This is a genomic window from Lacrimispora sp. (assembly GCF_032078915.1).
GTDB lineage: Bacteria > Bacillota > Clostridia > Lachnospirales > Lachnospiraceae > Lacrimispora.
The window spans coordinates 1-11,106 of record NZ_DAMAUN010000137.1; the positions used below are offsets into that span (position 1 = coordinate 1).

Annotated in this window: 9 protein-coding genes; all 9 read left to right on the plus strand. The window is 46.2% G+C overall.

All coding sequences use genetic code 11. The annotated features are described in order from the left end of the window. Window positions 1-412: substrate-binding domain-containing protein (locus tag RT269_RS28290; protein ID WP_313187723.1), on the plus strand; the 412-nt coding region annotated here is incomplete at its 5' end. Between the two features lie 161 nt (window positions 413-573). Continuing rightward, window positions 574-1,530 carry an ROK family protein gene (locus tag RT269_RS28295; protein ID WP_313187725.1) on the plus strand — a complete coding sequence of 319 codons (957 nt, stop codon included), beginning with the start codon at window positions 574-576 and terminating at the stop codon, window positions 1,528-1,530. A gap of 112 nt (window positions 1,531-1,642) precedes the next feature. Then, window positions 1,643-2,998 (plus strand): MATE family efflux transporter, encoded by a 1,356-nt coding sequence (locus tag RT269_RS28300; RefSeq protein ID WP_313187727.1) that lies wholly within the window; start codon window positions 1,643-1,645, stop codon window positions 2,996-2,998. Between the two features lie 89 nt (window positions 2,999-3,087). Further along, window positions 3,088-4,101 (plus strand): phosphate acyltransferase PlsX, encoded by a 1,014-nt coding sequence (gene plsX, locus RT269_RS28305; RefSeq protein ID WP_313187734.1) that lies wholly within the window; start codon window positions 3,088-3,090, stop codon window positions 4,099-4,101. A 19-nt stretch (window positions 4,102-4,120) separates the two neighbouring features. After that, window positions 4,121-4,351 carry an acyl carrier protein gene (gene acpP / locus RT269_RS28310; RefSeq protein ID WP_100304767.1) on the plus strand — a complete coding sequence of 77 codons (231 nt, stop codon included), beginning with the start codon at window positions 4,121-4,123 and terminating at the stop codon, window positions 4,349-4,351. 72 nt (window positions 4,352-4,423) lie between these two features. Continuing rightward, window positions 4,424-5,155 (plus strand): ribonuclease III, encoded by a 732-nt coding sequence (rnc, locus tag RT269_RS28315; RefSeq protein ID WP_313187735.1) that lies wholly within the window; start codon window positions 4,424-4,426, stop codon window positions 5,153-5,155. Between the two features lie 98 nt (window positions 5,156-5,253). Further along, window positions 5,254-8,814, plus strand: a complete 3,561-nt coding sequence (smc, locus tag RT269_RS28320; protein WP_313187730.1) for a chromosome segregation protein SMC — start codon at window positions 5,254-5,256, stop codon at window positions 8,812-8,814. Window positions 8,815-8,825: 11 nt separating this feature from the next. Then, window positions 8,826-9,767 carry a signal recognition particle-docking protein FtsY gene (gene ftsY / locus RT269_RS28325; protein WP_054791255.1) on the plus strand — a complete coding sequence of 314 codons (942 nt, stop codon included), beginning with the start codon at window positions 8,826-8,828 and terminating at the stop codon, window positions 9,765-9,767. 3 nt (window positions 9,768-9,770) lie between these two features. Beyond that, window positions 9,771-10,994, plus strand: coding sequence for a threonine ammonia-lyase (gene ilvA / locus RT269_RS28330; protein WP_313187732.1), 1,224 nt, complete (start codon window positions 9,771-9,773; stop codon window positions 10,992-10,994). Window positions 10,995-11,106 lie beyond the last annotated feature (112 nt).

Below are 11,106 nucleotides of genomic sequence, written 5' to 3' on the forward strand. Positions count from 1 at the left end.
ATCTAACGTAGCCAGAGAGGGAGGCTTCCGTTCTGCATTTGAGGGAACAAAGTTTGAGATCCTGGAAACTCAGTACGGCGAAGGCGATGCGGCAAAATCCAAGGATATTGCAGCAAACTATATTACCCAGGGCTGCGTAGGCATTTTCGGAGCCAATGAAGGCTCTACAGTAGGAACCGGCAATGCCATTCAGGAAGCAGGCGAGACTGTAATCGGCGTAGGCTTTGATAAATCCGATATGATCCTTCAGCTGATTAAAGATGGTTATCTCCTTGCGACTATGGCTCAGAATCCTGATGTTATGGGATATGAAGGAATGAAGACAGCTGTTAATGCCCTGGAAAGCAAGGATACAGGAGACAAGAACGTAGATACAGGCGTTTCCGTTCTTACAAAAGATACATTAAAATAAGTGCGGTTTAAACGCAGATACTTTTTATAACAGGGAAAGAGCAGGGCCGGTTCGCCGGTTCCTGCTCTGTTGGCATATTTTACTTAATGAAGGCAAGATATCCGTTTGGCCGGCAGCCAGGCGAATCGAACTTACTTATAATAATAGAAGGCTGAGGTATTATGATGCATATCATGGGATTTGATATTGGAGGAACAAAGTGTGCGGCGTTTCTGTGCCGGCTGGAGGGCGATACGATTATATGGATCGACCGGAAGGAAATACAGACAACATCAGACTGGAGAGCAGTTTTGGATACGTTATGCGTTTATGGGGAACGTATGCTAGAGACCCATGGGGTTTCCCGGCCTGACTGCCGTATTGGAATATCCTGCGGAGGACCTTTGAGTCCTGACCGCATGGTCATCTGTTCTCCTCCTAACCTGCCGGGCTGGGTTTCAGTTCCCATTGTTTCTTATCTGTCGGATAAACTAAAGATGCCTGCCAGGATGTTAAACGACGCCGATGCCTGTGCCCTTGCCGAATGGAAATATGGGGCTGGCAGAGGATCTCTTCATATGATATTTCTCACCTTTGGGACCGGCCTTGGCGCAGGGCTGATTTTAAATGGGCGTTTATATACAGGTGCCAGCGGCATGGCGGGAGAAGTTGGCCATGTCCGCCTGAAAGAGGACGGGCCGGTTGGATATGGTAAGGCGGGGAGCCTGGAAGGATTTTGCAGCGGCGGCGGAATCCGGAAAATGGCAATAGACAAAGCGAAACAGATGGAAAAGGAGGGGAAAAAGGCCTCCTTCCAGACTGGAGAAAAGGAGGATATCAAGGCAAAGGATGTGGCAGCGGCCGCAAAGGCAGGTCATATAGATGCCGTAGAATTATTAAAAGAGTCGGGAATGTATTTCGGAAGAGGATTGTCCATGCTCATAGATATCCTGAATCCGGAGGTAATAGTGGCCGGCAGTATATACGCCAGAACCCACGAATTCATGGAAGTCTCCATGTGGGAGGAAATCAGCAGGGAGGCTCTCACCTCTTCCGCAGCTGCATGCAGAATCGTTCCTGCTCAGTTAGGGGAGAGGATCGGGGATTATGGAGCTGCTATGGCTGCGGTTTATGAATGAGACTTTCTATATTTTTTTAAAAGAACGGTGACAACAGACAAGGAACATGGTAAAATAACGTTTGCGCCACCTGGAAAAAGCTGGAGCAATACGTGAGCAAAGGATGAAAATTATGGAAACTGATATGACAAGAGGAAATCCTCTTTCCGTCATCTTAAAATTTACGCTTCCCCTTTTCCTTGGTAATATCTTCCAACAGCTTTATAATATGGTGGATACCATTGTTGTAGGCCGTTTTGTTGGGCCTGACGCATTGGCGGCGGTTGGCTCTACGGGAACCATCATGTTTTTAGTCATTGGATTTTCTCAGGGAATGAGTACGGGATTTACGGTCCTCACCAGTCAGCGGTTTGGGGCGGGTGATGAAAAGGGAGCAAGGCATTCCGTAGCCAATGGCACCATCCTGTCTGTCTTTGTCATAATGATCATGACTGCCATAAGCCTTTTATTCATGAAACCTCTGCTCCGGTTGATGAATACGCCTGATAACATTTTTGCAGATGCTTATACCTATATTTCGATCATTTGTATTGGTATCGTTGCCAATATATTTTATAACCTGTTTTCTTCCTTCTTGAGGGCAGTAGGAAACAGCCGGGTACCTCTCTTGTTTCTGGCGTTTTCCTCAGGTCTGAATTTAATATTAAACCTTCTTTTTGTTATCGTCTTTCAAATGGGAGTGGCAGGATCGGCATGGGCCACTAATGTATCACAGGGGATATCTGCGGTTCTTTGTGTTATGTACATCTATAAGAAGGTCCCGGCTTTGGCTCCTGACAGGAACCAGTGGAAGCTTACCAGCGCGGATACAAGACATCAGCTTTTTGTGGGGATTCCCATGGCCCTCCAGTTTGGGATCACAGCTTCAGGAACCATAATCATGCAGTCAGCCATTAACTTATTCGGTTCAACGGCTGTTGCGGCGTATACGGCGGCCAACAAGTTTCAGAATCTTGTGGTTCAGGGGATGTTTGCCACGGGGCAGACGATGGCCACTTATTCCGGGCAGAACTACGGAAAAGGAGATATTAAAAGAATCCGCTATGGTGTGAAGATTGCGCTGAGGATAAGCAGCGTTTATTCTTTGCTCTGTTCCGCTGTCATCTGTCTGACGATCCCCTTTGCCTTAAGACTGTTTTTTTCAGGGGATGTGGATATTACGACTATGCTGCCGTGGGCAAGAACCTATGTCTATCTGTGCGCTGCCTTTTATATTCCTTTGGGAACGATTTTCATATTCAGAAATACCATGCAGGGCTGCGGCTATGGCCTTCTTCCCATGATGGGCGGAGTTGCGGAGCTTGTGGCCAGGCTTGTGACTGCTGCTTTGGCCATACGCTTACTCAGCTTTCCTTTATCCTGTGCCTGTGACCCTGCGGCTTGGGTCAGTGCTGCACTATTTACAGGAATTTCCTATCTGTACGTTATGAAAAAGGTGGAAAAAAGCATGGTTTCCAGAAGCATTTAAATTTCTCAATATTATTATTGATTTATAGTATAATATTTAGTATATTATGTAATAGATTATCTTAGGCGATATGTGAAAGGAGAATCATGATGATAAAAGTAGCTGTTGACGCCATGGGCGGCGACTATGCACCGGTGGAGATGGTTGCCGGAGCCGTAGAGGCGGTAAACGCGAATAAAGAAGTCCAGGTTCTCTTAGTAGGGCAGGAGCAGATGGTATCGGAAGAGCTGAAGAAGCATACGTTTCGAAAGGATCAGATACAGATTGTGAATGCGTCAGAGGTAATCGAGACGGATGAACCTCCGGTTAACGCCATACGAAAGAAGAAAGATTCTTCCATCGTTGTGGGAATGAATCTGGTAAAACAAAGGCAAGCGGATGCTTTTGTATCGGCTGGCAGTTCGGGCGCTATACTGGTTGGCGGACAGGTGATTGTCGGACGGATAAGAGGGGTGGAACGACCACCGCTTGCACCGCTTATCCCAACGGAAAAAGGCGTTTCCCTGCTGATTGACTGCGGAGCCAATGTGGATGCGAGACCGTCCTATTTGGTACAGTTTGCCAGGATGGGATCCCTTTACATGGAGCATGTAGTGGGAATAAAGAATCCAAGAGTGGCTATCGTTAATATCGGCGCAGAAGAGGAAAAGGGAAATGCGCTTGTAAAAGAAACCTTTCCACTGTTAAAGGAGTGCAAGGATATCCATTTTACCGGAAGCATTGAAGCCAGAGAGATTCCGCATGGCGGTGCAGATGTCATTGTTTGTGAGGCATTTGTAGGCAATGTAATCCTGAAGCTTTACGAAGGAGTAGGAGCAACCTTAATCGATAAGGTAAAACGCGGTATGATGGGAAGTTTAAGGAGCAAAATTGGAGCCCTGCTTGTAAAACCTGCTTTGAAGGAAAGCCTAAAATCATTTGATGCATCTCAGCACGGCGGAGCGCCGCTTCTGGGACTGAATGGCTTGGTTGTAAAAACCCATGGGAATTCAAAGGCAACAGAAGTGAAAAACTCCATACTTCAGTGCGTGACCTTCAAAGAACAGGGAATTAATGATAAGATAAGAGAAAGTCTTAAAAAGAATGATGAAAATCAAGAATAGGAGAGAGGAAGGAAAAGAGATGGAATTTGAGAAGTTACAGAACATAATTGCAGAGGTGTTAAATATTGAGCCGGATGAGGTGTCCATGAACTCCACATTTGTGGATGACCTTGGCGCTGATTCCCTTGATGTGTTCCAGATCATTATGGGCATTGAGGAGGAATTTGATATTGAGATTCCAACAGAAGTGGCAGAAAACATCGTAAGTGTCAGTGACGCAGTAGAACAGATCAAGAATGCTTTAAATTAATAGATGTGGGTGCTGCCGGGGACTTTTTAGTCTGTCCGCAGCACCTTCTTTCATAATGAGAAGAGGTGTATGATGAGCAAGAAATTAAAAGAATTAGAGGAGCGTATCGGCTACCGTTTTTCGGACAGCCATCTCATGACACAGGCAATGACACACAGCTCCTATGCCAATGAACACCGGTTAAATAAGCTGGAATGCAACGAACGCCTGGAATTTTTGGGAGACTCTGTGCTGGAAGTGGTTTCCAGTGACTGCCTGTATCACAAGTATCCGGAAAGGCCGGAGGGGGATTTGACAAAGATACGCGCCAGCATCGTCTGTGAACCGACTCTTGCCTATTGTGCAGAGGATATAAGGCTTGGAGAATACTTGCTTTTGGGCAAGGGGGAAGAAGCCACCGGAGGCAGAGGGCGTGCATCGATCGTATCTGATGCTATGGAAGCGTTGATTGGGGCCATTTATCTGGACGGTGGTTTTGCTAATGCAAAAGAGTTTATCCTTCGATTCATCATGAATGATCTGGAACATAAGCAGCTCTTTTATGATAGCAAGACTATCTTACAGGAGATCGTGCAGAGCAAGACGGACGAGCCCTTAAGCTATGAGCTTTTACGGGAAGAGGGACCGGATCATAACAAGGTATTTGAGTCTCAGGTCCTTATAGGCAAGGAGATAATCGGTCAGGGGACCGGACGGACAAAAAAAGCGGCGGAGCAGGTGGCTGCCTATCATGGGATTCTCAGTCTTAAGAATATGGAAACACCCTGCAAGAATACCTCTATGTCCAAAGAGCATGGACAATAATAAGGAAACACCCTGCGGGTATACCTCTATGTCCAAAGAGCACGGACAATAATAAGGAAAAGAAAGGGCAGGCCCAGTAGAGCCTGTCGGCGTGAACTATGTATTTAAAAAGTATTGAAATCCAGGGTTTTAAATCTTTTGCCAATAAGATCGTCTTTGAATTTCATAATGGGATCACCGGCATCGTAGGCCCTAACGGCAGCGGCAAAAGCAATGTCGCCGATGCCGTGCGCTGGGTGCTTGGTGAACAAAAGGTAAAGCAGCTTCGAAGCTCCAACATGCAGGATGTGATTTTCTCCGGAACAGAACTGAGAAAACCTCAGGGCTTTGCCTATGTTGCCATTACCCTTGATAATTCCGATCATCATCTTGCCATTGATTACGACCAGGTAACGGTATCAAGAAGGGTTTACCGTTCCGGCGAAAGTGAGTACATGATCAATGGCAGTGCCTGCCGTTTAAAGGATATTTATGAATTATTCTATGATACCGGAATCGGTAAGGAAGGGTATTCCATTATCGGGCAGGGACAGATTGATAAGATATTAAGCGGAAAGCCGGAGGAGCGAAGAGAATTATTTGATGAGGCCGCAGGCATTGTTAAATTTAAACGGCGCAAGCTCATCGCCCAAAAGAAGCTTGAAGATGAAAAACAAAACCTCATCCGTGTCAATGACATTCTCACAGAGCTTGAAAAGCAGGTAGGCCCCCTGGCAAGGCAATCCGAAGCGGCAAAGGAATATCTCCGTTTAAAAGAAGATTTAAAAAAGTATGATGTTAACCAGTTCCTGATGGAGACTGAGGGAATCCAGGTACAGATGAAGGAAAACCAGGCAAAGGAAACCATTGTAGCTCAAGATCTGGAGGAGGCAAAGCAGACATCAGAGGGCATCAGGGAAGAATATGATGTTCTGGATACATATTTAGCGGAGCTTGAGGAGGCTATCAGCAAGGCTGGAAATGAGAAAAATAAATCCAACATGGAAATGGGAAGCCTGGAAGGCCGGATCAACGTTCTAAAGGAACAGATCAACACGGAACAGATGAATGCGGAGCACATTGCCGGGCGCATGAGGGCTATTGATGCTGAGATCCAGATGAAAATGGCTCAGGCCGCTACTTATGAGGAAGAACGTTCCCTGATTGCCGACCAGGTGAAAGCCGCCGTGAACGAACTTAAAGATGCGGAAGAAGTCCTGAATTCAGAAGATGAGAAAATCCATCTTTTTGAACAGCAGATTGAGGAAGGAAAGAGCGGCATCATTGATATCCTCAATGAAAAAGCTTCCTTAACCGCAAAACAACAGCGGTATGAAACCATGCTGGAACAGGTGAATGTGCGCCGTTCTGAGGTTTGCCAGAAGCTTTTAAAGTTTAAAAGTGATGAGTCGGAGCAGGATGAACGGCTGGAAGCTCTTCAAAAGGAAGCGGATGAGATAGAAACCAACATCTCAGAAAGCCAGGAAGCCCAGGCGTTCAGTGAGAACCGTGCAGAAGAGCTGGGAGGCGAGGTCAAAAGGCTTAACAAGAACTTAAATGACAAACAGCAGGAATATCATACGAGTTATACAAAGCTGGAGTCTTTAAGAAACATAGCTGAGCGGTATGAAGGCTATGGCGGCAGCATTCGCCGTATCATGGAGGTAAGGGACAGGATCCATGGCATTCACGGGGTCGTGGCGGATCTGGTCAAGGTGCCGAAAAAATATGAAATTGCCATTGAGACCGCTTTTGGCGGAAGCATCCAGAATATTGTTACTGATTCCGAAGAAACTGCCAAGCAGCTGATTGAATATCTAAAGAAAAACCGGTATGGAAGAGCCACCTTCCTTCCCTTAACCAGTGTCGGCAACAGGGATTCCTTCCGCCAGGACAGGGCTCTTACGGAACCGGGAGTATTGGGGGTTGCGGGTACCCTGGTGGAAGCGGAAGACCGGTATCAAGGCCTTTTAAATTATCTGCTTGGCCGTGTGGTTGTGGTGGATACCATTGAACATGCCATTGCACTTGCAAAAAAGTTCCAGTATTCTTTCAGGATCGTAACGCTGGAGGGAGAGCTTCTCAGCGTAGGCGGATCCATGACGGGCGGTGCCTTTAAAAATTCCAGCAATCTTTTAGGGCGTAAGCGTGAGATGGAGGAACTGGAAGAGATCTGCTCCAAGGCTCTTTCCGATGTGGAACGGCTGGAAAAAGAACTGGTATTAAACGAGGGACTCCTTGGGGAAAGCAGGGAAGAACTGGAAAAGATCCGGGCGGAAAAGCAGCAGCTTTATTTAAAGCAAAATACGGTTAAAATAAATATACGCAGGATTGAAGATAAAAAAGAAGAAATCAAGGAATCTTACGGAGACTTAGAGCGGGAAAACGGCCAGCTTGAAGTGCAGATACGCGAAATCAGTGCCAGCCAGCAGGAGCTGCTTTCAGCCGTTGATAAGCTGGAGATGCAGAATCAGGAAACAGTCGGAGAGCTGGAACGTTTAAACGGCCGGCTTGAAACTGCCAGGGCTGACCGGGAGCAGTATTCCAGGGACTTATCATCTGTGCAGCTGAAAAGCTCAAGTTTAAAGCAAAAGGATGATTTTGAACTGGAAAATATCCGGCGTGTAAAGGAAGAAGTCCATCGTCTGGAGGAAGAGCTTGCCGGGCTTTCAAACGGAACTCATGGTTCTAACTCCATTATCGAAGAGAAACAAAAGGAAATTGAGGTATTAAAGGGCAGGATCGCGGAAGAAAGGGTATACTCCGAAGAACTGGAAGGCATCATAAATGAGAAGTCCACACAAAAAGAGACCAGTTCCAGGGAGCAGAAGGAACTGTTCCGGAAACGAGAAGAGCTTACGGGAAGGATCAGCCTTTTGGATAAAGAACTGTTCCGTTTGCAAAGCCAGAAGGAAAAACTGGATGAGTGGATGGAGAGCCATGTCAATTACATGTGGAATGAATATGAACTGACTTTTTCCACTGCAAAGGATTTAAAGAACCAGGAATGGACGTCACTTCCTGAAATCAAACGTATGATCCAGTCCTTAAAAGAGGAGATCCGGAAGCTTGGCAATGTCAATGTCAATGCCATTGAGGATTACAAAGAGGTATCAGAGCGCTATGAATTCATGAAGACACAGCACGATGATCTGGTAGCCGCAGAGGGCACCCTGTTAAAGATCATCGATGAACTGGATACAGGAATGAGAAAACAATTCGATGAAAAGTTCCGGGAGATACGGCAGGAATTTGATAAAGTGTTTAAGGAACTTTTTGGAGGAGGACGGGGCACATTAGAGCTGGTGGAGGATGAGGATATCCTGGAAGCAGGAATTCAGATCATATCCCAGCCGCCTGGCAAGAAGCTTCAGAATATGATGCAGCTTTCAGGTGGGGAAAAGGCATTGACGGCAATTGCGCTGCTGTTTGCCATCCAGAACTTAAAGCCCTCTCCATTCTGCCTTCTTGACGAGATCGAAGCAGCCCTTGATGATTCCAACGTGGACCGTTTTGCAAAATACTTGCATAAACTGACGAAATATACTCAGTTTATTGTTATTACACACAGGCGTGGTACCATGTTATCTGCAGACCGTCTATATGGTATTACCATGCAGGAAAAGGGCGTTTCAACGCTAGTATCTGTAAACCTGATTGAAGAAGATTTAGAAAGTTAAGGAGGCTGACTATGGGTGAGAAAAAGGGATTCTTTGGCAAGCTGGTTGCTGGGCTGCAGAAGACAAGGGATAACATCATCGCAGGCGTAGATTCCATATTCAGTGGCTTTTCAGCCATTGATGATGAGTTTTATGAAGAAATTGAAGAGATCCTGATTATGGGGGATTTAGGGATCCAGACCACCATGTCCATTATGGAGGATTTGAGAAAGAAAGTAAAAGAACAAAACATCAAGGATCCCATGGAATGCAAACAGCTTCTCATGGACAGCATTATGGAACAGATGGATCTGGGAGAAAATGCCTATGAATTTGAAAAACGTAGCTCCGTTCTTTTGATCATCGGCGTAAATGGAGTGGGAAAGACCACATCAGTGGGCAAGCTGGCCGGACAGATGAAGGATGACGGAAAAAAGGTGATCGTTGCCGCTGCGGATACCTTCCGTGCGGCAGCCATAGAGCAGCTTAGTGAATGGGCTAAGAGGGCCGGAGTAGACATCATCGCCCAACAGGAAGGGTCTGACCCTGCGGCAGTTGTTTATGATGCGGTGGCAGCGGCAAAATCCAGACATGCGGATCTTTTAATCTGTGATACCGCAGGCCGTCTGCATAATAAGAAAAACCTGATGGAAGAGCTTAAAAAGATCAACCGGATCATTGACAAGGAATACCCTGAGGCCTACCGGGAAACCCTGGTAGTGCTGGATGGAACCACGGGACAGAATGCTCTTGTCCAGGCGAAACAATTTATGGAAGTTGCTGATATTACCGGAATTATCCTAACAAAGCTTGACGGAACCGCAAAAGGTGGCATTGCGGTCGCTATCCAGTCGGAGCTGGGGATTCCTGTAAAATATATTGGGGTAGGAGAGAAACTTGATGACCTGCAGAAATTCAATGCAAAAGAATTTGTAAGCGCATTGTTTCACGTTGAAGAGAAAGAAGAGGCGTAAAGTATGTTGACATTGGAAAAGTTTGAAGAAGCATCGGAAGCCGTTAGCAAAGTTATCCTGGAAACAAAACTGGTATACAGTGAGTATTTCTCCGTCCAAACCGGCAATAAGGTATATTTTAAGCCGGAGAATATGCAGTATACCGGTGCTTACAAGGTGAGAGGGGCTTATTATAAAATCAGCACCCTGACTGAAGAAGAGAAATCCAAAGGTCTTATTGCTGCCTCAGCAGGTAATCACGCCCAGGGCGTTGCCTATGCTGCAAAGCTGGCCGGCATTCCGGCAACCATCGTTATGCCCACCACGGCACCCCTGATGAAAGTAAACCGTACCAAGGGTTATGGAGCGGAGGTCATTTTAGAAGGTGATGTCTTTGATGAGTCTTGCAATTACGCCTACAAACTTTCGGAAGAACGGGGGCTTACCTTTATTCATGCCTTTGATGATCTGGACGTAGCAGCCGGACAGGGAACCATTGCCATGGAGATCATCAAGGAACTTCCCACGGTTGATTATATCCTGGTTCCCATCGGAGGAGGCGGTCTTTGCGCAGGAGTTTCTACTCTGGCAAAGATGTTAAATCCTAAGATCAAGATCATCGGCGTGGAGCCGGCAGGTGCCAACTGTATGCAGGAATCCTTACGACAGGGTAAGGTGGTCTCCCTTCCAAGTGTCAACACGATTGCAGACGGAACTGCGGTAAAATGCCCGGGAGAAAAACTATTCCCCTACATCGAGGAAAACGTGGATGAAGTCATCACCATAGAGGATTCCGAACTGATCGTGTCATTCCTTGACATGGTTGAAAACCATAAGATGATCGTGGAGAATTCGGGGCTTCTGACTGTTGCGGCATTAAAGCACATGAATGTGGACAATAAAAAAATTGTCTCTATCTTAAGCGGAGGAAACATGGATGTGATCACCATGGCTTCCATCGTCCAACTGGGCCTGATGCAGAGAGACCGTATCTTTACGGTGTCTGTTCTGCTCCCAGATAAACCAGGAGAGCTTGCAAAGATATCAGCGCTTCTTGCAAAAGAACAGGGAAATGTCATCCGTCTGGATCATAACCAGTTTATCAGCATTAACCGGAATGCTGCAGTGGAACTTCGCATAACCATGGAAGCATTTGGCACGGAACATAAGAATTCCATTATGGCAGCACTTACGGCCCAGGGTTACCGGCCTAAACTGGTTAAATCAAAAGGGACTTATGCGGATTAAGATTCCATATTTTCGGTAAACGATTTTTTCCATTGTCTATTTTACAAAAAAGAACGATAATCGGGTAGGAGGTAGATAATTATTTTATCTACCGTCCTCCCACACCACCGTA